The sequence below is a fragment of the Psychrobacter sp. ER1 genome (assembly GCF_048631835.1).
In the GTDB taxonomy this organism is placed as follows: Bacteria; Pseudomonadota; Gammaproteobacteria; order Pseudomonadales; family Moraxellaceae; genus Psychrobacter.
On the sequence record NZ_CP184640.1, the window covers coordinates 1,752,340 to 1,775,260 of the forward strand.

The 22,921-nt window shown below is 42.2% G+C and carries 18 protein-coding genes and 3 pseudogenes; 12 read left to right on the top strand and 9 right to left on the bottom strand.

What is annotated here, in order from left to right; translation table 11 throughout:
- Positions 1-267: 267 nt before the first annotated feature.
- From murB to ACOBWA_RS07900, 4 genes and pseudogenes are all read left to right on the top strand, one after another.
- Positions 268-1,307 (top strand): annotated as a pseudogene (murB, locus tag ACOBWA_RS07885) (UDP-N-acetylmuramate dehydrogenase).
- Positions 1,308-1,356: 49 nt separating this feature from the next.
- Positions 1,357-2,085 carry a YdcF family protein gene (locus ACOBWA_RS07890; RefSeq protein ID WP_420228969.1) on the top strand — a complete coding sequence of 243 codons (729 nt, stop codon included), beginning with the start codon at positions 1,357-1,359 and terminating at the stop codon, positions 2,083-2,085.
- A gap of 115 nt (positions 2,086-2,200) precedes the next feature.
- Positions 2,201-2,461: a cbb3-type cytochrome oxidase assembly protein CcoS gene (gene ccoS, locus ACOBWA_RS07895; protein WP_102091786.1), complete on the top strand. Its 261-nt coding sequence runs from the start codon at positions 2,201-2,203 to the stop codon at positions 2,459-2,461.
- Positions 2,462-2,558: 97 nt separating this feature from the next.
- A complete protein-coding gene (locus ACOBWA_RS07900) occupies positions 2,559-3,425 on the top strand; it encodes a sulfite exporter TauE/SafE family protein (protein ID WP_420228970.1) in 867 nt (288 codons plus the stop codon).
- A gap of 106 nt (positions 3,426-3,531) precedes the next feature.
- Here ACOBWA_RS07900 and ACOBWA_RS07905 read toward each other — a convergent pair whose 3' ends face one another.
- Both ACOBWA_RS07905 and ACOBWA_RS07910 read right to left on the bottom strand, forming a co-directional pair.
- Positions 3,532-4,686: a DEAD/DEAH box helicase gene (locus ACOBWA_RS07905; RefSeq protein WP_201567883.1), complete on the bottom strand. Its 1,155-nt coding sequence runs from the start codon at positions 4,684-4,686 to the stop codon at positions 3,532-3,534.
- A 289-nt stretch (positions 4,687-4,975) separates the two neighbouring features.
- Positions 4,976-5,191, bottom strand: a complete 216-nt coding sequence (locus tag ACOBWA_RS07910) for a cold-shock protein (protein WP_057760416.1) — start codon at positions 5,189-5,191, stop codon at positions 4,976-4,978.
- A gap of 445 nt (positions 5,192-5,636) precedes the next feature.
- On the opposite strand from ACOBWA_RS07910, the gene aroQ reads away from it, so the two are divergent.
- Entirely contained in the window at positions 5,637-6,173 is a 537-nt protein-coding gene (gene aroQ, locus ACOBWA_RS07915) for a type II 3-dehydroquinate dehydratase (RefSeq protein WP_420228971.1), read from the top strand.
- A 122-nt stretch (positions 6,174-6,295) separates the two neighbouring features.
- Entirely contained in the window at positions 6,296-7,597 is a 1,302-nt protein-coding gene (locus tag ACOBWA_RS07920; RefSeq protein ID WP_420228972.1) for an ABC1 kinase family protein, read from the top strand.
- 41 nt (positions 7,598-7,638) lie between these two features.
- Here the strand turns inward: ACOBWA_RS07920 and ACOBWA_RS07925 are convergent, their stop codons facing one another.
- Complete coding sequence (locus ACOBWA_RS07925; RefSeq protein WP_057760421.1) at positions 7,639-8,469, bottom strand: ion transporter; 831 nt, start codon at positions 8,467-8,469, stop codon at positions 7,639-7,641.
- Between the two features lie 317 nt (positions 8,470-8,786).
- Here ACOBWA_RS07925 and ACOBWA_RS07930 point away from each other — a divergent pair, with 317 nt between their 5' ends.
- Positions 8,787-9,536, top strand: a complete 750-nt coding sequence (locus ACOBWA_RS07930) for a YebC/PmpR family DNA-binding transcriptional regulator (RefSeq protein WP_420228973.1) — start codon at positions 8,787-8,789, stop codon at positions 9,534-9,536.
- A 73-nt stretch (positions 9,537-9,609) separates the two neighbouring features.
- Here ACOBWA_RS07930 and ACOBWA_RS07935 read toward each other — a convergent pair whose 3' ends face one another.
- Together ACOBWA_RS07935 and ftsY are read right to left on the bottom strand one after the other, a co-directional pair.
- Positions 9,610-10,176: a methylated-DNA--[protein]-cysteine S-methyltransferase gene (locus ACOBWA_RS07935; RefSeq protein WP_420228974.1), complete on the bottom strand. Its 567-nt coding sequence runs from the start codon at positions 10,174-10,176 to the stop codon at positions 9,610-9,612.
- A 54-nt stretch (positions 10,177-10,230) separates the two neighbouring features.
- The gene (gene ftsY, locus ACOBWA_RS07940; protein ID WP_227526712.1) at positions 10,231-11,142 is read right to left on the bottom strand and encodes a signal recognition particle-docking protein FtsY; all 912 of its coding nucleotides are present in this window, start codon (positions 11,140-11,142) and stop codon (positions 10,231-10,233) included.
- A gap of 774 nt (positions 11,143-11,916) precedes the next feature.
- Here ftsY and ACOBWA_RS07945 point away from each other — a divergent pair.
- From ACOBWA_RS07945 to ACOBWA_RS07955, 3 genes are all read left to right on the top strand, one after another.
- Positions 11,917-12,066 carry a hypothetical protein gene (locus ACOBWA_RS07945; RefSeq protein WP_165598598.1) on the top strand — a complete coding sequence of 50 codons (150 nt, stop codon included), beginning with the start codon at positions 11,917-11,919 and terminating at the stop codon, positions 12,064-12,066.
- 65 nt (positions 12,067-12,131) lie between these two features.
- A complete protein-coding gene (locus ACOBWA_RS07950) occupies positions 12,132-13,628 on the top strand; it encodes a M16 family metallopeptidase (RefSeq protein ID WP_420228975.1) in 1,497 nt (498 codons plus the stop codon).
- A gap of 67 nt (positions 13,629-13,695) precedes the next feature.
- Positions 13,696-15,273: a M16 family metallopeptidase gene (locus tag ACOBWA_RS07955; RefSeq protein WP_420228976.1), complete on the top strand. Its 1,578-nt coding sequence runs from the start codon at positions 13,696-13,698 to the stop codon at positions 15,271-15,273.
- A 148-nt stretch (positions 15,274-15,421) separates the two neighbouring features.
- Here ACOBWA_RS07955 and ACOBWA_RS07960 read toward each other — a convergent pair whose 3' ends face one another.
- Both ACOBWA_RS07960 and ACOBWA_RS07965 read right to left on the bottom strand, forming a co-directional pair.
- Positions 15,422-15,997, bottom strand: coding sequence for a hypothetical protein (locus ACOBWA_RS07960; protein WP_296206709.1), 576 nt, complete (start codon positions 15,995-15,997; stop codon positions 15,422-15,424).
- Between the two features lie 268 nt (positions 15,998-16,265).
- Positions 16,266-17,213, bottom strand: coding sequence for a D-Ala-D-Ala carboxypeptidase family metallohydrolase (locus ACOBWA_RS07965; protein ID WP_420228977.1), 948 nt, complete (start codon positions 17,211-17,213; stop codon positions 16,266-16,268).
- Positions 17,214-17,497: 284 nt separating this feature from the next.
- Here ACOBWA_RS07965 and rodA point away from each other — a divergent pair, with 284 nt between their 5' ends.
- Positions 17,498-18,640: a rod shape-determining protein RodA gene (gene rodA / locus ACOBWA_RS07970; protein WP_057760433.1), complete on the top strand. Its 1,143-nt coding sequence runs from the start codon at positions 17,498-17,500 to the stop codon at positions 18,638-18,640.
- Positions 18,641-19,747: 1,107 nt separating this feature from the next.
- Positions 19,748-20,089: pseudogene (locus ACOBWA_RS07975) on the top strand (septal ring lytic transglycosylase RlpA family protein); the annotation flags it as partial.
- 159 nt (positions 20,090-20,248) lie between these two features.
- Here ACOBWA_RS07975 and radA read toward each other — a convergent pair.
- Positions 20,249-21,685 (bottom strand): DNA repair protein RadA, encoded by a 1,437-nt coding sequence (radA, locus tag ACOBWA_RS07980; RefSeq protein WP_420228978.1) that lies wholly within the window; start codon positions 21,683-21,685, stop codon positions 20,249-20,251.
- A gap of 393 nt (positions 21,686-22,078) precedes the next feature.
- Positions 22,079-22,788: pseudogene (gene lptB / locus ACOBWA_RS07985) on the bottom strand (LPS export ABC transporter ATP-binding protein).
- Between the last annotated feature and the right edge of the window lie 133 nt (positions 22,789-22,921).

Genomic DNA, 22,921 nt, shown 5'->3' on the forward strand with positions numbered 1-22,921 from the left:
TATGGTTAATCCTCTATAAAAGAGCTACAGCGTTAACCTCGCTTGAAGTATCACAGTTACGTCTGCACTCAGTTGCCTTGTATCTCTTTTAAATTGAATCAACTATAGCTACCTTATCATTTATTATCCTTTTGCCACATAGGCTATGTTATGACCCAAGCTTCACGCCTTGACCACAGTACTCAGTCTACCATCAGCTCTGATGTTTCGAATGTTTCAGCGACTGCCGTAGTCAATGATTCAATCGACTTGTCACACGACAATACTATGGCATTGGCCTGTGTTGCTGATTCTGTCGTGACATTGGAGAATGAAGCGCAGCTTGATGACTTTATGGCAGCTTATATAGAGGATACAGCAGACAAGCTACCACTGTTTGTACTGTCTGGCGGTAGTAATGTTTTATTGCCTGCCGATTTGAAAGCCATAGTACTGCAGCCAAAGATGCGTGGTATTCATCTGACCAATCAAACCGACGATTATGTTGATATCGAAGTAATGGCTGGCGAGAACTGGCATGATTTGGTCGTACATACGGTCAGTCAAGGTTGGTATGGGTTGGAAAACCTTGCACTAATACCGGGCCTGACGGGCGCAGCACCCATACAAAATATCGGTGCATACGGCGTACAATTAGAAGACCGCTTACAGTATGTACGCGCCTATCATTTGCCGACACAAACTTGGCACCATTTGTCAGCTGCTGATTGCCAATTTGGCTATCGTGACAGTATTTTTAAGCGTACACCAAACACTTGGCTTATTAGCCGTGTAGGTTTCAGATTACATACTGATCCTGCCAATATTTTAGCCAGTTATGGTGATGTACAGACTGTGGCGCAGCGCTATGCAGAGCAACAAGGGCGCGAGCAAGCAATGCCTGCTGAGGTTATGCAAGCCATTATAGATATTAGACAACAAAAGCTGCCAGATCCAAAACAGCTACCTAATTGTGGCAGTTTTTTCAAAACCCTATTATCGCTCAGGAGCAGTTCACAGCGCTGCAAGCAATTTATCCAGCTATCGTTGGTTATGCGATGCCTGATGCAATGGTAAAGGTGGCTGCAGGGTGGCTCATTGAACAAGCAGGGTTAAAAGGCGGCGGCATTGCACCTATTTTTACGCATAAACAGCAAGCACTCGTACTGACCAACCATACACCTCAGCAAGCCACACAAGAGGATGTAGCCATAGCGCAGAAATATATCGCTGCTACTGTCTATGAAAAATTTGCCATTCAATTGTCACGTGAGCCAGTCTGGGTAAATGCTGATGGCTCAATTGGATATGCTGAGCATGTGGCCTAAAAAATCATGGTCTAAGCGGCTATTATCTAAGCGATTATGGCGATATTACTTGCGGTTTTCTGAACGCATGGTGACGCTATTCCGCATTATCAATGTTACTTTTGTACTAGGCTCTACGTCTGTCATTTTAGTGATTATCAGCCTATTTACCCCGCTGTTTTCGCAAGCAATCGTTTATATCTTTTCTCTACTGCCGCTACCTGATATGCCTTCTGCTGCCATGAGCTCACCGCCTACCGCATATGTAGTCCTAGGCGGCGGTCTGACCAATGACCACAACAATCAAATCATCCTCAATCGCTATAGTCTTAATCGCGCTCGTACCGCTGCAGGCGCTTACCATGACTTACCCTTACCGATCGTACTGAGTGGTGCTGAAGCTCCATGGCTCGGTCAATGGTTGATGGAACACGGTATCGATGGACTGATAAGTGAAAATGCCAGCATGAATACATGTGAAAACGCCCGTTTTACGGCTAAACGTATTCCGTTACGTCATGTATATCTGATTACTGATAGCTATCATATGGCGCGTGCACGCAGACAGTTTGCCTTAAATGGTATCAATAGCACACCACTTCCTGCGCCATTACCAGTGAGGCGCGACTGGATGAAGCCTGCCCACAATTTAAGTCACTCACGGCGCGCTGTCTATGAGGTCGCAGCCTACCTGCGCGATGTGATACGACCCCAGATGGACTGTCGCCATGCCAATGATGTGACTTCGCAGCAGCTATTGACCCCAAGAGGCAATGCCGCAAAAAACTCTGACGAATAAACGTCAAAGATGTATACGATACCATTGAGAGACTCATTCTAAATGCTACCGATCATCCACTACATTTGTGATGGGTGTATAATAATAAGAGACACTGCTATTTAAGAGATTTGCCATGCTCAGTATATTTTTATTAATACCATTAAGTCTTATGCTGTTTGTGGTTGCTATTTGGGCAGTGCGTTATGCGGTCAAGTCAAATCAATTCGAAGATCTGGACAATGCATCACAGCGTATTATATTGGATGACCGTCAAGAACGCCGCCAAACCATGCAGGCTCATGAACGCTCAGCACCTACTCAGCAACAAGATGAAACAGCGGCAACTGTTGGAAATAACAAACATTCTGAGATAGATAAAGATTCAAACATCTAATTTATCTACCTTATAAATGCGTAATTTATTGGTGCCGTTTTATTAAATAATTCAGCACTAGCAAGTTCGCCCTTTACCATTCTTAGGAGACGCGTTCATGACCATCGCTTTACTTGTGGCGGCATTACTAATGGGATTCTTTGGTTCACCGCATTGCTTAGGCATGTGTGGCGGTCTTGTGACCGCGTTTGGTCTGTCTATGAAGGATGTTAGCCCTGCTAAACGCCGTGCTTTGGTGGCTACTTACCATCTTGGGCGTTTAACGAGTTACGCATTATTGGGTTTAATCGCAGGGCTTATCGGTATTACTATATTAAAGCCATTGATGATGGGTAATAGTACACCGCGTATTTTATTAGGATTGGTACTGGTATTCGTCGGTGTGACGATGCTTGGTGCACCGTTTTTGACTAAGCTCGAACGTTTTGGTATGCGCTTTTGGCAGTATCTTAGCCCATTGCGCCAAAAGGTATTTCCACTCAATACTTTTCCGCGCGCACTGACAGCAGGTTTACTTTGGGGCTTTTTGCCTTGTGGTTTGGTATATGGCGCTCTACTAATTGCAGTCGTTGCTCATAATCCATTAAGCGGTGCTGCGTTGATGTTTGTCTTTGGTCTAGGGACCATACCGATGTTGGTTGCGACGCATGAGACGGTCGGTTGGCTACGTGATAAGATCGGACGTTTTCGCTTAAGACAGCTAAACGGTGCAGTTATGGTCATATCAGGTTTTGCAGTAGCGGTCGTGCCGATGGTCATGGCAAATATGCATGGCAGTCATGGTGAGATGAATCATAGTAGCCACGCTGCTATGATGTCTGATATGGACTCTCATGATATGAGCCAAATGAATCACGATATGGATATGGCAGAAGACATGGATCATAGTATGCATGACATGAGTGATGAATCAATGGACATGAATCACCATGAGCATACTGAGATGATGGAACACGCTCAATAAATTTATCGGTACAGATACTATTAACACTTCGCATATAAAAAAGCCCTCAATACCATTTGCGATATTGAGGGCTTTTGCTTGTTAAGTAGTGCTCAGTTTATAGCAATTATTCCTGCCACTGCTCAAGCGTAAACTTGGTTTCCAAGTGCTTCTCTAATGCCGGTATATTGAAGGCATCATCTTCACTCACAAAGCTGATACTAATACCTGTCTGTCCCGCACGGCCCGTACGACCAATGCGATGTACATAATCATCTGGCTGATCAGGCAAAGTAAAATTAACCACATGGCTGATATCATCGACATGGATACCACGCCCTGCTACATCTGTCGCCACCAAGATAGACGCGTGACCATCTTTAAAGCGCTGTAAGTATTTCTCACGTTTTTGCTGAATGACATCGCCCGAGAGCATCACAATATTATGCGCTTGACGCAGTTTGTGATACAGACGCTTTACTTGGTCTTTACGATTGGCAAAGACGATGACCTTCTCTACTGCTTCATCACTGATAATACGCTGCAAGGCGTCTAGCTTTTGATCTTCTGTCAGCAAATAAAAATGCTGATCTACTAACTCGCTGGTCTTGTGTTCAGGCTCAATTTCAACAAACTGAGGCTCATGTAACCAGCGGTAAGCTAAATTCATAACATCTTGGTTAAAGGTTGCAGAAAACAACAAGCTTTGGCGATCGGTATTGGCAGGCATTCGACCAACTAGGCGCTTGATATCAGGAATGAATCCCATATCTAACATACGATCGGCTTCATCGAGTACCAGTACCTCTACTCTATCTAGATACACCATACCTTTATTAGCAAGATCAATTAAACGGCCTGGCGTCGCTACCAAGATATCAACGTATTGACGTTCAAGCTCGTGTTGCTGAGTTTCATAGTTAGTACCGCCCATAATACAGACGCTATGTAGCGAGGTATATTTGGTTAATGCAATGCAGTCATCAAATATTTGCTGAGCCAGTTCGCGAGTTGGCGCCATGACCACAGCGCGCGGCTCACCAAGATAGCGCTCTTCGTCATTGGCAAATGGACGCTTAAGCAAGGCTTCCATAATAGTCAGTAGAAAAGTCGCTGTTTTCCCTGTGCCTGTTTGTGCTTGTCCGATAGCATCTTGATGTGCCAATGTATGCGGTAGTATCTTTGCTTGAATGGGTGTCAATTCAGTAAAGCCTAGATCACTTACTGCACGCAAGGTCGCTGTTGAAAGTGGCAAATCAGTAAACGTTGTAAAATTGCTCAAAAAAGTATCCTTTTAAATGAATTGCTTGTATTTTATTAATTATAAATAGGCTCACAATGAACCTTTATAGTGTCAAATGGAGCATTTAAACCGTAATCAGTAAGAGTAGCCTTATCGAGTCTGCCAACTACCATCAGACATATAGGCATAAAAAAGCCAAGCCCGAATCCAATCCTACCAAATATGCTGCGGTTCACTCAACATAGGTAAGATAAGATGGGCTTGACTCAGTAGTATATCAGTAGTTTGTACAGACATTATAACTAAACCGCTTTAATGTCTGAGTAAATTACTCTTCTATCTTTCTGACTTCTTCAGCTTGCAGACCTTTGTCACCTTCCACTACGCTGAACTCAACTTTTTCGCCATCCTTTAGAGAACGATAGCCATCACCCTGAATCGCGCGGAAATGGACAAAAATATCTTCTCCGCTGTCACGTTGAATGAAACCAAAGCCTTTTGAGTCATTAAACCACTTAACGATACCTTGCTCACGAGCTGACATAATATTACTTCCTAAAAAGTCCGCTTAGCCCTAGCTTCCTTTGCGACATTGCATATAAACAGGGTCTAAGATTATGAAATCAAAAATTAAGAGTATTACTACTCTACTTACCATCATCTATGTAATGCTTTAATTACCTACATAGTGCTTCCATAACGAATTCGCCAAACGCACTTATCGTCATGAAATTTGATGATAGCAACAAACTTGCAATATTTATTGCATAAAAAATATCATAGCACGGGTTTTTAGCAACATAAAGACTTTTAATATGCTTTTTGATATCTAGATAATTTTTTTAGACAAATTTTTATAACCTAGCTGGCAAGCTGTTATGATAAAGAGCAAAATGCGTTGAAGCCAATTTAGCTTGGCAGCTCGCGCCTTAAATTATTCATATATTATTATAAATTATTAACATCGCTCAATAGTTACCGAGACCATTATGACCTCCTCTACCCCATCAAAAACAGCCGAACAATCGACTAACGAAAATTCAAATCAAATACTGACTCATAAATTACTACTGGTAAACGGCGTAAATCTGAATTTACTAGGTAAACGGGAACCGCATATTTATGGTCATACGACACTTGCTGATATAGAAAAGCAACTAGTTGAGCGCGCCGCACGCCACGGTGTAGAGTTAATATGCATACAGTCCAACCATGAAGGTAAGCTAGTAGACGACATTCAGCATCATGGATTATTGGCGGACAAATCTGCCCAAGTCGATGCTATCATTATCAACCCGGCTGCATTTACGCATACTTCAGTGGCTCTACGCGACGCGCTATTGGCCACCCAAAAACCATTTATAGAAGTGCATTTATCCAATGTTCATGCCCGTGAGCCTTTCCGTCATCATTCATATCTAAGTGATGTTGCGGTCGGAGTCATTTGCGGCTTGGGACAATTGGGCTATCAAATGGCACTTGATTACTGGTTAAGCAATATGTATGCAGTTGACACAAACAAATGATATGACTGTGCTTACTTTTTATAAATGATTACTCGCGTCTTCACACATTAGTCAAACAGTAATTTTGCAATTAAAATAATAGAATTACGACTGAGCAAACAACCCATTATACGGTGACATGAATGGCAAAATCGTCCGGAAAACGCTTTATGAAACTCGCTGGCATGACAGCGAGTATTGCTGGCAAAGCCGCCAAAAACTCATTTAAGCATCTCTCAAGTGACGAAGAAAAACGTCTGCAAGCTCGCTCAGATCTGATGCAAGACGTGGGCGTTCAAATTGCCGAAACGTTGGGTGAGATGAAAGGCGCAGTGATGAAGGTCGGACAGATTGCTTCACAATATAAAGATGTGTTCCCGCCTGAGGTTGCGTCAGCGCTCGAAAAACTACAGAAAGATGCGCCGCCAATGCCATATGCGCAGATAAGAGCCCAAGTTGAACGTGAGTTGAAAGCGCCAATCTTAGAATTGTTTAGCGCGTTTGAAGAGACACCTTTTGCCGCAGCATCCATTGGACAGGTACACAAAGCAACGTTGCCATCGGGTCAAAAAGTGGTGGTCAAAGTCCAGTATCCTGATGTCGATGAAAACTGCGATAGCGATCTCAAACAAGTACGTATGGCATTGAAAATCGCTGGCGTGCTCAATATGAGTAAGCACCTACAAGAGCAGCTTTTTAATGAGATTCGCCAGAGCTTGCATGATGAATTGGACTATGTCAAAGAGGCTCATAACTTACGCGTGTTTGGTGCTTTTCATGCAGAAGATGAAGGCCTTATTATTCCCAAAGTGATTAGTAGCCACTCTTCTAGACGGATTTTAACGCTGACCGAAGAGATGGGAGAGACATTAACTGTCGCCGCGACGTGGGACAATGATGTCAAACAAAAAATAGCTGAGCGTCTGTTTCACTTTACTGCAGGTCAGCTATTTGGCTTATACCGTATGCACTGCGATCCTCATCCAGGTAATTTTGCATTCCGTTATGATGGCAGTGTCGTGGCTTATGACTTTGGCGGTATCCGCAGCTATAGTGATAGCGAAGTGCAGCTATTTAAACGCTTTGTCAAACATGCATTAAAAGGTGACGTCACTGCACTTGAGCAAGATTTGATTGCGCTAGATATTCGCCGCGAAGATGACAAGAACATCCCTGGTGAATTTTATGAAAAGTGGCTATCGATTGGGCTTAAACCTTTATCCATTAGCCCCTATCAAGAAGGCGAATTTGATTTTGGTAGCAGCCAAGTACATCACGAGGCCATTGCCCAGATGCGTACGTCTTTAAAGTACTTTGGTCAGTTTCAACCCTCAGCTACCACTATGATGCTAGACCGTACTGTATCAGGACAATACTGGAATCTGGTCAATCTAGGCGTCGAGATCGACCTGTCACCACTGGTTGATGAATACATCGATGCGTAGATTCGTAGTAGGTATGTTGACTACCACGATTAAATCTATTTTTAGATATGTAGCGCGTGTCCACAACGATCGCAAAAGTCTGCCCCTACTGCATGGCCGAATTTACCACAGTTTGGACAAGTCACCGGGTTGAGCTGCGGACGCATGTTACGTGCTAGCTCTGATGTGAAAATACCTGTTGGTACCGCAATAATCGAGTAACCTGTGATCATGACCATGGTTGCAATTGCTTGCCCAAGCGGTGTCTTGGGTGACATATCACCGTAGCCAACCGTAGTCATCGTGACAACTGCCCAGTAGATAGACAGTGGAATACTGGTAAATCCATTCTCCGGCCCTTCTACCACATAAATAATCGAACCAAAGATGGTTACCAACAATACAAGCGATAGGAAGAAAACCGTAATTTTCTGCTGACTGGTTTTTAATGCAGACGCCAAGAACCCAGCCTGTTGCATATAGGCCTTGAGCTTAAGAACGCGGAACACACGTAAAATACGTAATACCCGTATCACGAGTAGATACTGTACACCCACAAACATTAGGCTCAAATAACTTGGCAATACAGACAGTAAGTCTACTATTCCAAAGAAACTAAAAGCATAGCGTAAGCGGTTGGGTGCTGAAAACAGCCTTAACGCATACTCAATAGTAAACAAAATAGTAAAAAACCACTCTGCATAAAAGAACAACGTGCCATACTGCAAACGCATATATAGCACACTATCAAGCATGACGACCGCCACACTGGCTAAAATTGCAATCAGCAATACAATATCAAAGAGCTTGCCCAGACGAGTATCTGTGCCTTCAATAATGATATGCGTACGGTTACGCAAGTGTGTAAGAGCTTCGGCGGTTGGTTGCTTCATAGAATCAGTACTTTATAAAATCAATGGCTTGATAGCACGCAATGACTTAAAATGTGATGGATAAGGGCAAGTTGGTCAAAATAGCTAAAACTGGTTTATAATATCGCTCACCTATCACAGTGAATACAATCTATAAGTTGCCACAGTGTAGCAAAAAAGCACTCTCAACAACATACAAATCGTTAACGTGCTAGTAGCGCTACTACCTCAAATAGACAAAGTAATGATAGTATAAAATCAGGCAATCAGATATCGAAGGTTGTTGTTGATCACTCTTTTTACCCATAAAAATAGTATGTAGAACTTAAGGATGTTATATGGCAGGCCATTCAAAATGGGCAAATATTAAACACCGCAAAGCCCGTCAGGATGCAGTAAGAGGTAAGATATTTACCAAGATTATTCGTGAAATCGTTTCAGCTGCCAAACAAGGCGATCCCGATCCTGACAAAAACCCACGCTTACGTGCCGTTATCGAAAAAGCCCTATCCGTCAATATGACGCGCGACACGATTAATCGTGCTGTCGATCGTGGTACAGGTGGCGGCGATAATGAGAATATGGAAGAAGTCAGTTACGAGGGTTATGGTGTTGGTGGTGTGGCTGTATTGGTCGAAACCATGACTGATAACCTTAACCGTACGGTCAGCGAAGTACGTCATGCTTTTACCAAGAATGATGGTAATCTTGGCACATCAGGCTCAGTTGCGTATTTATTCACTAAACGTGGCGAAATTACTTTTAACGATGTTAGTTTAGAAGATGAGGTCATGCTCGTTGCACTAGATGCGGGCGCCGTTGATATCGAAAACGATGGTGAAAGCTTGCTCGTTATTACTGAATGGGAAAGTTTTGGTCAAGTCCAAGATGCCCTTAATGCGGCTGGTCTTATTTCTGACAACGCCGAGGTCACTATGTCACCATCTACCACGGCTGAGATCGACAATGTCGATGATGCTGAAAAGATCTTGAAGATGATTGATATGCTAGAAGATGCTGATGATGTGCAAGAGGTTTATACTAACGTGAACTTCTCTGCTGACGTCATGGCTCAGCTTGAAGCATAAACTTATTAATTGTTCAGTAAAAGGGCCAGATACTAAAAGTATTTGGCCCTTTTTTATTAAGTTAGATTTAGTTTTACGTCCAACTTCCTTCTAATGATAGTAAATACTCTTTTTTATCTAGCCCGCCTGTATAGCCACCGAGCTTACCGTCACTTGCAATCACTCGATGACAAGGCACGATAATGCTAAAAGGATTTTTGCCATTGGCCTGCGCAACCGCACGGAATCCCTTTGGACTGTTGACACGCTGCGCGAGCGTGGCATAGCTGATGGTTTCGCCATACTCGATACCTTGTAGTGCCTGCCATACTCTTTGCTGAAACTCAGTACCCATAGAGAAGTCTAAAGGCAAATCCAACGTCTTACGTTTAGCATCAGCATAGTCTTTGAGTTGGAAAATCGTTTCTATTAATAATGCTTGAGCAGGTTCATTCATGCTTAGGCTATTTTTATCTATAAAGGTAAAGTCTTCGTCTGTCAGGCCATAGTACTTTTTAAGTTTGGGTACAGATTTTGAGCTATGCCATGAGTTACCTGCCAGCAGCCAGTTGGCTTCAACGAGCATAGGCTGACCATGCCCATTGACACGAGCAATCAGTGTTAATCGATGTGACCCAAAGGCTGCTGTGGTAACTATCATAGCGTCTACTTCCAAATTATCTCAAAAATGATTTACCAATTAAAACTGGCTCTCTTATTCTTTATCGTCGGTCTCGAACAAAGCGGCGACAAATTGTTTCGGACTAAAAGAACGCAAGTCATCAATCGACTCACCCACACCGATATAGCGGATAGGCACATCTGTCGTTTCGGCAATATTAAATACCACACCACCTTTAGCAGTACCGTCTAGCTTAGTAATAGTAATACCTGTCAGTGGCACAACTTTATTAAACAGTTCGACTTGGTTGATAGCATTTTGACCCGTGCCAGCATCCAGCACAATCATACCTTCATGCGGAGCACTTGGATCCGCCTTACGCATGACACGTACGACCTTCTCTAACTCTGCCATCAAATGCGTTTTGTTTTGCAGACGTCCCGCAGTATCGGCAATGAGCACATCGATATTTTTTGCTTTGGCTGACTGCATCGCATCAAAAATGACAGAAGCGCTGTCAGAACCATGACCTTGCGCTACCACTGGAATATGATTACGCTCGCCCCAAATCTGTAGCTGCTCAGTAGCTGCCGCACGGAACGTATCACCCGCTGCCAGCATAACTGATTTACCTTCACCCTGTAGACGCTTGGCAAGCTTACCAATCGTTGTGGTTTTCCCTACGCCATTGACACCTACTACCAATATAACAAACGGCTTTTTGCTAGTATCAATCACCAATGGCTCAACTTTTGGTGTGAGGATATCAACCAACTCACTTTGCAATGCTTTATATAGAGAGTGTGCATAAATCAAGTCACCACGATCTGTCTGCTCGGTAAGGCTCTTGATGATACGGTTCGTCGCGTTGACGCCGATATCGGCTACCAATAGCTGATCTTCGACTTCTTCTAAGAGCTCGTCATCAATCTCTTTGCCACCGATTAAGATACTGACCATGCCTTCGGCTAAGTTTTTGCGTGACTTACTGAGGCCCGTTTTCATACGGTTAAACCAGCTGCCCTTTTTCTTATTTTCTTTAGTCTCTTGTGACTCTTGTAACTCTGTAGCAGGCTCTTTGGTAGTAGCTGCCTGTACATTACTGTCAGCCACTGGGTTTACGCTTGGTGTATCACCCAATTGCTCTTGCAATGGCATAGCAGGAATGGTTGACGCAGTATTAGTTTGACTTGTAGCAGCGGCTGTCTCTTTAGCGCTCGAAAAGCTTTCAGAATTACCTTTAGGGACATTATGCTCTTCTGTCATAACAATTGGCGTCGCTAAAGCAATATTGTCCGCAGCATCATTACTAGAGACGTCTTGGTTTACCATACTGTCCTTTTGCGGAGCAATATTTTCTGTTTCATCAATAATGGGCACAGATTGCACCGGTAGACTGGGTAAGGTAATATCATCGTCATCTAAGTCGTCAAGACCAGCATCAAGGTTAATGACTACGCGGTTGCTATTGTTTGGGTTGTTCATAAATTTGCCCTAAAAGTTATCACGATCAATTATTTGTTTATTGTTAATGGATTCATAGGTTGTCATCTGGCTACGAGCGACATGACATCTAATTTTGACCTATTTTAGCATAATTCAAGTCATGCTCAGCCCTTACCCTATTAGACTATCGTCAAAATTTATCTGTTTAAAAAATCACTCGATGATTTGAGAAAGTTTTGCTTAAGGTTTAGACACAAAATTCTGACCTGTTACTTGTCAGACTTCGCCTACTCTACCAAGACTTATTCGATAAAAACTTATTAGGAATCCGTTATGTCATTACTCTCTAAGCACTATAAGAAAATCAGCAGCATCAGTGTGGCTGTTTTATTAACGACGACTATATTGGTGACCGGTTGCACCACGACGCAAGAGTTCAGACCAACTGCTAGTGTTATGGTTGGTGCCCAGACCTCTTTATAATGTTTTCTATCGCTATGATTAGTATCTAATTCTTCTATTATTATTTTATATAAGTAGACCATACCATGCCATTGTCTTTACCTCTAGCAGCTGCGCCATTACGCATTGCTTGTGCCTTAGCAGTAGCAGCGTCACTTGCTGCGTGTCAAACCAATACGATGCCTACTAATTCTGCAACTGCGACAAGCTCAATTGCAACAAATAGCTTGGCTCAAAATATGTCAGATGAAAATAAAATGAGCAAAGACACACAGCCGTCTGAGTTGACAATGGACATGTCAGGTCGACATGAATATCAGTTAGAAAATGGTCTAAAAGTCGTTATAAAAGAAGACCACCGTGCCCCAGTCGCTATGACACAAATCTGGTACCGAGTGGGCTCGGCAGATGAGCCTCTTGATAAAGGTGGTATCTCTCACTTACTCGAGCATATGATGTTCAAAGGCACGACCAACGTTTCTAGTGATGATTATGAGCGGCTAATTGCTAAGTTTGGCGGCGTCAACAATGCCTTTACCAGCTATGACTATACCGGATACTACGAGCTGTTCCCTGCCAATCGTATGCCGTTAGCGCTAGAGCTTGAAGCAGATCGCATGAAAAACCTTATATTTGATGACAAAGAATTTGCCAAAGAGCATCAAGTGGTCATGGAAGAGCGCCGCCAACGTACTGATGACAATCCACTTGCCAAAGCGTATGAGTCATTTCGTCTGCTGGCCTTACCTGACAGCCCAAAGGGTGAGTCTGTCATTGGACCTATGAACGAGCTAGAATCGATTAAACTTTCAGATCTAAAAGATTGGTATAAGACGTGGTATGCACCAAATAATGCAACGTTAGTCATCGTCGGCGACGTGCAACCACAGGAAGTACTTACTCAAGTCAAACGTTACTTCGGTGATTTAGAAAAAAGCAACCTACCCAAACGTACCTCTGTAACTCAAAAAGGCTTCCGTGGTTATCAAAAGGTAAACTCTGAGCAAGCCGTTCAAGTGCCCGTTCTACTGATGGGTTACAACGTGCCAAGCCTTGCCACGGCAGGCTCAAACAATGAAAAACAAGCTTATGCCCTGTCACTTGCGCAAGATGTGCTCGATGGCGGCTTATCTGCACGCTTAGAGAGTCGACTGATACGTGAGCAAGGTCTGCTTACCACGGTTGGTACTTCTTACGACTTGTTAGATCGCGGTGATGGGCTGTTTTTGATTCAAGCAACACCGCGTGAAGGCGTCAGCTTAGAGCAAGCACAACAAGCCATAACCTCAGAAATAGAAAAGTTAAAAACCGATCCTATTGCCGATGATGAGATCAGTCGAGCCAAGACCAATACAGTTACTGGTTTGATTTATGCGCAAGACAGCATGGAAGGACAAGCACGTATGATAGGCTCGTTACAATCTATCGGTCTAGATGACAGGCTACTTGCTAAGTTACCAACTAAGCTCGATGGTATCAGTGTGGCTGACATTCAGGCTGCTAGTAAAAAATATTTGGTCAAGGACAACTTAACGGTGATGCATGTCGTGCCACCTAAAGACAATAAAATCTCAGCTAAATAGTCGCTGCCTATTATCAAACGTCTCATAAAAATGACCATAAAACCGTATTCTTAATAAGAAGAAAATCATGATTCAGAATAAATATGACTCTAAAGCAAAACAAGAATCTTTTAAGACTGCTTCATCCTCTATAAGAAGCACTATCGCACCTAAAAAGCGTTCCCACCTCAGTGTTAGCGTAATTTTTGCTTTTAGCATCTTGGCTACTACTGCTCAGGCTGATACAACAGCGGCTGAAGATTACCGCGCACCTGCTGCAGTCGATGCAAGTGCGCCAATTGCTGCCTTATCTAAACTGACCAGCTTAGACGATGACAAACCTTTAAAAGTCACCGTACCGACCATTCAACAGTTTAAGACCAAGTCTGGCGTATCTGTTATGTTTGTACAAACGACCACCTTGCCAATCGTAGATGTGGATTTGCGTTTTAATGGTGGTAGCGCGCGTGATGGTAGTATCAAAAAGGATGGTTTTGGTATTGCGAATATGACAGCGACGATGCTCGAACAGGGCTCCAAAAGTCTAGATGAAAACGCATTTACACGTGCAGTGGAAACGTTGGGCATCAATCTAAGCAGTAGCGCCTATAAGGATATGTTTATTGTTTCACTGCGTAGCCTATCTGATGATAAGCATCTCCTGCCAGCCATTGACTTAATGACACAGATGGTGAGTGAACCTACCTTTGACGAGCAAGTTCTAGCTCGCAATAAAGCAAGACTGTTGGTAGGCCTGCAGCAACAAAAACAAGATCCTAATAGCTTAGCAAGTATCGCTTTCAACGAGGCTCTATATGGTACTCACCCTTACGCGCATCCATCAGTCGGCACGCTAGAAAGCGTTCCTACGATTGAGAAGCAACAACTGATAGACTTTAAAAATAAATATCTAGTTGCAGCAAACGCGTCTGTTGCTATGACCGGCAACCTGACATTAAAACAAGCCAAAAAACTGGCAGAAGACATCACTGCTAAATTGCCTACCGGCCAAGCTGCCACTGATTTACCTGAGCCGAAACCGCTTACTAAAGCGCAGCACGTTCATATTCCATTCCCAAGCACTCAAACCACTGTACTCATGGGACAGCTGGGTAGTAAACGGGCAACTGACCCAATAGCACAGCAGCAGCAGACCAACTTTGCTGTTGGAAACGAAGTCATGGCAGGCAGTGACTTTAATGCGCGACTAATGACGGAGGTAAGACAGAACCTCGGCTATACTTATGGAATCTCGGGATCGATGAATCCGATGCTCTCTCGAGGTCCCTACCAGATTGGTTTTTCAACACGTAATGACAAGGCGCGTGCGGCTATTGATGCAAGCTTAGCGGTTATCAATGAGACGCTAGACAAGGGTATCACCAATGAGGAGATGCGCTTAACTACAGATAATCTGAAAAATAGCTTCCCGATGGGATTTGCGAGCAATGTAGGTATCAATAGCTTACTTGGAATGATGAATTTTTACCAATTACCGAATAATTACTTAGCTGACTATACCAATCGCATTGATCAAGTCACACTTTCAGAGGTCAATCAAACCATGCGAGATACGCTAAAGCCTGATAACTTTTTAATAGTTACGGTTGGGCAAGAAGATCCTTGGAAAGAAAAGAAAGTGGTAGAAAAAACCAGTAAGAAATAAATCGCTAGGAAGCAATATTAGAAATAAGCGTTATCAATCCAATGGACGTATTATAAATGGTAAAAAATACTACTCATAATATGTCCATTTAAATATTTGAACGGCTATAATCTTTAAATAAGAAGCAGAACATTCTTAATGCTTGGCATTAGGAATACTTGGCGTCAGAAATTTTTAGCGCAACATCATAGACAAAATGCTCAGGCTTATGGGTAGCCCCGTTATAGCTCAAACGGATAACATGCTTATCATAAGACGTCACTTTATAATTACCATTGGCAAAGTTATGTAGCGTCGGCACAATTAATAGCGCTTCTATTTGACGGTTATCTACTTTAACATTGAGGCGCTGACCCTCTCGCGGATATAAGAAATAATCACAGTAGTCATTTACCATGACCTCTGATATACGTTCGATAACCTGATTACCTGTTTCTTCTTGAATTAATTTTGGACAGACATCAGAGCGCTTAGAGGCTAAACGAGCGTAAGAGTTCTTGATACTATCTTCTATCTCTTTAGAGCTTTGTATATGTCTATCAGCTTTATCCGTCACTATCATATTGTTTTCAGAGGACATCTCTGTACTACACGCATTAATCAATAATACCGACATAAGTGCAGAAGTAAACAAAGCGCCATACTTATAGTTCGAGTGCAAAAAACTTTGCTTCTCGTTATTTAATTTATGATAGTTTTTCATTGTCGAGCGCTGATTTTTCATAGTTTTCGCTTAAAGTAAATTTGGTGGTTTTCTTTATAAGCCATGAAAATATAAAGGCGATTGATAACAGATATTATTAAAGCATAGTTTTTAAAGACCAAACAAATTTTTAATTAACTCATGCGTCTATCCTACGAATCCTACCAAATAATTACAAAATTATTATTTTTAGTAAATACCGGAATAGTATATATAAAAATGAATATATATCTAGCGTTATCTCGGCTAACTTTATAATTATTTGAATTTTCGATTCTTGGCAGGTCAACTAATAACGGCAAGAAGAAGAACTACTAGCGTGATTGAACCCCCACTTACGATAACCATCAGTATCTAAATGAATAGCCCCTGTCGCATATAATCCTAAGCCAAAGTTATAAGGCTGTCCTTGATACTGCCAAAACTGGCATAAGCCATCATGCATGGTACTCAAGCGCCATAAATTGTCTTCGTACTCAGGTACCCAGATATCCATAGCACTTGCATTCATATGCTTACTACCGTCTGCCCCGCCTGCACAATCATTCAAACCTGGGTTACGATATACCGAACGTATCTCACTACTAAGTGGTAAAATACCTTGGTTTTTCAACTCACTATAAAGGCGTAATGTTGGTACAATGTTAGACCATAGTTCTTGAGGTGGCAGTTGATAAGGCTCATATCCGCATTTACTCCAACTACGGGCAGTCGTCAGCAGTTGCGACAGTGGCGGTACATTCTGCGACCCGACTCGTGCGCTGAGATAGCGTTCATACTCTGCTACTTGTCTGGCACGATAGCTATTGCTATTTAACCATGCGTTAAAGTCCATACTCATAGAATCGTTATAAGCACCATTATAGGTGTTGTTTGCTGTACTATAAGTAGTACCACGTCTCACTACATTCACACGTTTGTTTTCTTCAATGGACAACCTAGCATCAATCTCGAAATCACGCTGCTTTTGCACAATCAAGTTTTGCATACTGTCGCCATTTGATGCACTCGCACCACTCAACATGGTGACACCAGGACGCTGATTTGAGCTGTTGGTAGAAGGTGTTATATACGCATTAATATTATCACTTGTACCACTACTTTGACGTATTTGAATACGGCGTTCACTATCATCACTGATAATAACGGCATGAGCACTGACACTGCCAGCACATAGGATAAGGGTGATAATAGGTTGGCAAATTTGCCTATACGCATGGATTTTTGATTTTATCATTGCAAGAAACTACCGCTAAAAACGTTTTATCGATACTATCAAATTTTCAACAAGCAGGCTAAACTATCGCTTCTAATTTGAAGTCCAATATTGATAATTAACACTTATCCTTACAATTTTTATAATTTAGTGACTTTATTATTATTTGTGAATGATATAGCCATTGCTTGCTCGCATATTTTTATTAAAGTCGGTACTTTTAAGTACGCTTCTCATCATTATTTATAATGAGCTAATTTAGTTAGTACTTCCCTCCTACACCAATTGTTAGCCAAATTCTGCCTATGTCTTCTAACCCGCAATATCGTTTTTCACGTCAAAGCCATCATTTGGGTCAAGGTCACGCACCGACACTATGGCAACGTATTCATATCGACCCATGGTTAACTTTACTGTTATTGACGGTTTGTTGCATTGGTCTGACGATTCTATACAGCGCCGCAAGCCAAGATATTGGTATGGTCATTCGCCAAATGGTCAGTTACGGTGTGGCATTCGCTGTGATGTTTACCATGGCGCAGATACCGCCCAGTCTCTATCGTACTTTTACGCCCATATTTTATGTCTTAGGACTTATATTATTGGTATTGGTAGATATTATCGGTGAAGTACGTATGGGTGCTCAGCGCTGGATCAATTTGCCTGGGTTCGGTAGTGTGCAGCCTTCAGAGTTCATGAAGCTTGGTATGCCAATGATGTGTGCTTGGTTTTTGTCTAAGCGTGATTTGCCACCGTCAGCGTCTAGCATTGCTATTACCTTGGCACTAATCATTGTACCGGTGCTATTAATTGCCAAAGAGCCCGATCTTGGTACGTCACTACTGGTCGCTGCTAGCGGTATATTTGTGCTTTTCTTAGCAGGTCTTTCATGGCGTCTAATTTCTGCTGCTGTAATTTTAGCTGTACCGTTTATTGCTTTTGCTTGGAACTTCTTACTCCACGACTATCAGCGTACGCGGGTATTAACACTCCTTAATCCTGAAGCAGATGTGCAAGGCGCTGGGTGGAACATCATTCAATCAAAGACAGCCATTGGTTCTGGAGGTCTCACTGGAAAAGGCTATCTAGAAGGCACACAATCACACTTACATTTCCTACCAGAAGGCCATACTGACTTTATTATTGCTGCCTTCTCCGAGGAGTTTGGTTTACTCGGTGTGATGCTACTGATGTTCATTTATTTCTGCCTTTTATCACGCGCCTTATATATCGCTTTCACTCATCCTGATGTTTACAGCAGATTGTTGGCTGGTGCTATCGCCATGTCTTTCTTTGTTTATATATTCGTCAATGTCGGCATGGTTGGCGGCATTTTGCCTGTCGTAGGTGTTCCACTACCATTCATTAGTTATGGTGGTACGGCTATCGTGACTCTGATGGCAGGATTTGGCTTACTCATGTCTATCCATACACATAAATCTGGCTAACTGGAATAAGATACTTTCTGTATAATTCGTCTTTCGAGTAAGTCGTTCTGATGATTATGGTAGTATCATTAAAATAAATTGTTTTGTACTACTAATGATTTGATAAAAGACAATGATCCATAGCGCAAAGAAAAGTTTTATTCTGAGTGCTATGGCTTTTTTATTTTAATGGTTTTCATATAATGTATGTTCGTATCAACTACTATAATAGTTACAAATCTGAAATAATTGTTCGTTTTAGCGCCTCCTATTTTTACTAAAAAATAGACACAATTTCCGATATCAGTTAATTGCCTATGAGTCTAGAAAGATTTTATTCCTTGTTTTTTACAAAAAATTGCGTTAACCTCGTTTTACTGTACTCTGATACATAACCCGTACATAGCTACTAATAAACTTTGCATTTAAATATATTTAGGTTGTAGCGTAGCCGTATAGTTAGCATCTTGTAGATTCCAGACTTTCAAATACACTACTTAATTAACGGTTTGATAACAAAGCGATACGCGATGTCCTCTGAACCTTTTATTAATGTAGCATTCTAATGAAGTTTGTATATCGCACATCATGTAAATACGACATATAGTGACATTGTCATTCAGTCCTGATTTTGGACTTTATATTCAATGCTTATCGCTAACTATCATTTAAGCGTATCGTCAGTCACTCTATCTACTAGATGTACTGAATACTGATGATAATGAAATGAAAAATTACCATATATTAATATCTATAAGAGCCGCTCATTAATCAATATGAAAACCACAGATTAGTGCCATGCTCAATCTAAAATATTTAGAATTAGGTTTTGATGTATAAGTTATAGAGGTATTTATGAACAAGCGTTTATCTGGTTTACTTACAATGTCAGCAATGTTATTTGCTGGCTCTGCAGTCGGTACCAATGCAAATGCTGTAGAAGCAAAGACCACACTTGCTATGATTTCGCAAGATAACGCCTCCCACATTGACCGTGTACTTGGTGAGTTAAGCCGTCAGCATGATGGCGCATCAAGTTTGGTAAAGTCAGCTCGTCAGCCGACTTCATTGGCACTTAGCAGCTCATTATTAGCCAATGATACGACACAAGTTACCAATGATGAAGATGTATTAGAGCGCCTAACAGCTGTTGCCTCTAACTCTGTCAGCAAATTTAAGCAGACTGGTCTTGCGTCTTGGTATGGTCGTAAGTTTCATGGTCGCAAGACTGCCAGTGGCGAAACTTTTGACATGAACGGTTTAACTGCAGCGCATCGCTCATTACCATTAAACTGCTATGTCAAAGTCACTAACAAGACCAATGGCAAAAGTGTCGTGGTAAAAGTGAACGATCGCGGCCCATTCCATGGTAACCGTGTATTAGACCTATCTTATGGTGCTGCCAAAAAACTCGGTATTACGAGCAAAGGTGTGGGTAACGTTGCTATTGAGCGCGTTGCAGGACCTTAATTTTAGGTATCAGTTTTAAAGACCAATAATATTACTAGCCCATATAGCAAAAAGCCTAACTAATAATTAGTTAGGCTTTTTTATGGTTCATATTTATCGCTCTAGGCTCATAGTAGCGACTGAACTACTCAAAACAAAGTGCTATTAGTCCTATGTACTTTATAACTCAAAGGCGCTTTCGATAGCATCATCGAGTCGCTCAACAGCAATCACATTGATACCTTTAAACTGAGGCGCATCTTTAGCAGGCGCATTGGCCTTTGGAATGATGGCATGCTTAAACCCATGTTTCATCGCTTCCTTCAGGCGCTCTTGTCCATTAGGTACTGGGCGGATTTCACCAGATAGACCGACTTCGCCGAATACTGCTAATGAAGATGGTAACGCTCTCTCTTTAATACTTGAAGCACAAGCCAACAGTACGGCCAAATCAGATCCTGTCTCTATGACTTTGACGCCACCAACGACGTTGACATAGACATCTTGTCCACTGGTATGTATTCCGCCGTGACGATGCATCACTGCTAGCAACATGGATAAACGTTGGAAGTCTAAACCTAGCGCCATTCTTCTAGGCGAACCTTGTGAATCATCGACCAAGGCCTGCACTTCTACTAGTAACGGCCTTGTACCTTCACGGCTGACCATGACAACTGACCCAGCAACAGGTTTATCGTAACGACTTAAAAATATCGCTGATGGATTGGCGACTTCTTTGAGCCCCATATCAGTCATACCAAAGATACCCAATTCATTAACCGCACCAAAGCGATTTTTGACCGCACGGATCATACGAAAACGTGAGTCAGACTGGCCTTCAAAATAAAGTACGGTATCAACCATATGCTCCAATACTCGCGGACCCGCTAGCGTACCTTCTTTGGTTACATGTCCTACTAAAAATAGTGCCGTTCCCGTTTGCTTAGCATAGCGGGTCAAAATTGCAGCAGACTCTCTAATCTGACTGACACCACCTGGTGCAGAGTTGATAGCGTCCGTATAAATTGTCTGAATAGAATCAATAATAGCAATGGCGGGCTGCTCTTGCGTTAATGCAGCGCAGATAGTTTCTACGTTAGTTTCGGCCAGTACACGCAGTCTATCAGCAGGCAAGTCTAAACGTTTGGCTCGCATGGCTACCTGCGCAAGTGATTCTTCACCCGTCACATATAGTGCACTACCTGCTAGTGAATCCGCCCGTGCCATATTGGTCGCCGTTTGCAGCAAGATCGTTGATTTACCAATACCTGGATCACCGCCGATTAACACTACGGAACCCGCCACTAACCCACCACCCAGTACGCGATCGAACTCACTGATACCAGTTGGTAGGCGTGTGTCGAGCGTCACACTTACTGCATTAAGCGGCATGACAGCACTGTTAGTACCAGAGTAGTTACCAGCTGGCGCACTGGCACCACGAGTAGCAGCTCGTGCGTTATTGGGCTTCGCGGTGCTCTTATTATGATGGGGCATGCTGACATTTGGGGCTTCGACTAAACTGTTCCATTCCCCGCAATCCGTACACTGCCCAGCCCATTTACCAAAATGCGCACCGCAATGCTGACAGACATAGCTGCTTTTATTTTTTGCCATAGCCTATAAGCCTTATTCAGAGGATCAATCGAGAATAATGAAGAAAGTATTGTCACGCTTTATAAGCGCTGATTCAAAAATATTTGTTATGATAAGTCAGCTATTAGTTTTGCAAGCTGTACTTGAAAGAGGATGGTGTTAATTGTAGAGATATGAATTATAGATATAAGTAGTAACTGGCTTATAAGCTCTATATAAAATAGTTTTAGCCAGCTCTAGTAGTTAATTATAAAATACAAAATTGTTGGTATGAATTTTACGCAGCGTTTGGAAAGCAAAATGCAGAGGAAGTAAGGAAAACCTATATCAGCATAACTCTACTTTAACGGCACTTTTTTATTTTGAGCGCACTATATAAAATAGAGTATGAGATAAAAAATTTAACGCTCTCAATTATACTTGAAAGTCTTTACCTAGATAAACAGATTTTACTAAATCATTTTCCAACACTTCAGCCGAAGTGCCTTCTGCAATGATAGCCCCTTCTGATACGATATAAGCTTTTTCACAAATAGCCAGCGTATCTCGAACATTGTGATCGGTGATTAAAACGCCAATGCCGCGATTCTTTAACGTTAAAATAACGTCTTTGATATCGCCGACAGAGATAGGATCTACCCCTGCAAAGGTTCATCCAATAATATAAACTTAGGATCAGCGGCCAATGCTCTCGCAATCTCACAGCGTCTACGCTCACCGCCTGACACGCTCATACCCTGAGACTTGCGCACATGTTCTAAATGGAACTCGCCAATCAACTTTTCAAGTTCTTGCTGCTGTTCAGCTTTACTTAGTTCTGTGCGAGTCTGTAGGATAGCTAAGATATTGTCTTCAATAGACAATTTACGAAAGATTGATGCCTCTTGTGGTAAATAACCAATACCTGCACGCGCTCTCTCGTGCATTGCATATTTAGATAAATCCATTTTACCTAGCGTAACGCGGCCCTTATCCATATTGACCAGTCCCACCACCATATAGAAGCTAGTCGTTTTACCAGCACCGTTAGGCCCCAACAGTCCGACGACTTGACCCTGTTCGACAGAAAATGAAACGTCTTTGACTACCCAACGCTTTCCATAGCGCTTGCCTAAATTTTGCATAGTCAATCGAGCGACAGGCGCCGTATTGGTATTTGATGCCGATAGGTCTAGATTTTTATCATCGCTCATAACTTACTCTTACTTTCACAAAATTTAAGCATTGCTAAAGGCAGACTTATTTACTCATAGCCTG

Bases quoted from the DNA above. Each gene is read 5' to 3' on its own strand.
- ccoS (WP_102091786.1), top strand. From the start codon at position 2,201: ATGCTCAGTATATTTTTATTAATACCATTAAGTCTTATGCTGTTTGTG.
- ACOBWA_RS07900 (WP_420228970.1), top strand. From the start codon at position 2,559: ATGACCATCGCTTTACTTGTGGCGGCATTACTAATGGGATTCTTTGGT.
- ACOBWA_RS07910 (WP_057760416.1), bottom strand. From the start codon at position 5,191: ATGTCAGCTCGTGAGCAAGGTATCGTTAAGTGGTTTAATGACTCAAAA.
- aroQ (WP_420228971.1), top strand. From the start codon at position 5,637: ATGACCTCCTCTACCCCATCAAAAACAGCCGAACAATCGACTAACGAA.
- ACOBWA_RS07920 (WP_420228972.1), top strand. From the start codon at position 6,296: ATGGCAAAATCGTCCGGAAAACGCTTTATGAAACTCGCTGGCATGACA.
- ACOBWA_RS07925 (WP_057760421.1), bottom strand. From the start codon at position 8,469: ATGAAGCAACCAACCGCCGAAGCTCTTACACACTTGCGTAACCGTACG.
- ACOBWA_RS07930 (WP_420228973.1), top strand. From the start codon at position 8,787: ATGGCAGGCCATTCAAAATGGGCAAATATTAAACACCGCAAAGCCCGT.
- ACOBWA_RS07935 (WP_420228974.1), bottom strand. From the start codon at position 10,176: ATGATAGTTACCACAGCAGCCTTTGGGTCACATCGATTAACACTGATT.
- ftsY (WP_227526712.1), bottom strand. From the start codon at position 11,142: ATGAAAACGGGCCTCAGTAAGTCACGCAAAAACTTAGCCGAAGGCATG.
- ACOBWA_RS07945 (WP_165598598.1), top strand. From the start codon at position 11,917: ATGTCATTACTCTCTAAGCACTATAAGAAAATCAGCAGCATCAGTGTG.
- ACOBWA_RS07950 (WP_420228975.1), top strand. From the start codon at position 12,132: ATGCCATTGTCTTTACCTCTAGCAGCTGCGCCATTACGCATTGCTTGT.
- ACOBWA_RS07955 (WP_420228976.1), top strand. From the start codon at position 13,696: ATGATTCAGAATAAATATGACTCTAAAGCAAAACAAGAATCTTTTAAG.
- ACOBWA_RS07960 (WP_296206709.1), bottom strand. From the start codon at position 15,997: ATGAAAAATCAGCGCTCGACAATGAAAAACTATCATAAATTAAATAAC.
- ACOBWA_RS07965 (WP_420228977.1), bottom strand. From the start codon at position 17,213: ATGATAAAATCAAAAATCCATGCGTATAGGCAAATTTGCCAACCTATT.
- rodA (WP_057760433.1), top strand. From the start codon at position 17,498: ATGTCTTCTAACCCGCAATATCGTTTTTCACGTCAAAGCCATCATTTG.
- radA (WP_420228978.1), bottom strand. From the start codon at position 21,685: ATGGCAAAAAATAAAAGCAGCTATGTCTGTCAGCATTGCGGTGCGCAT.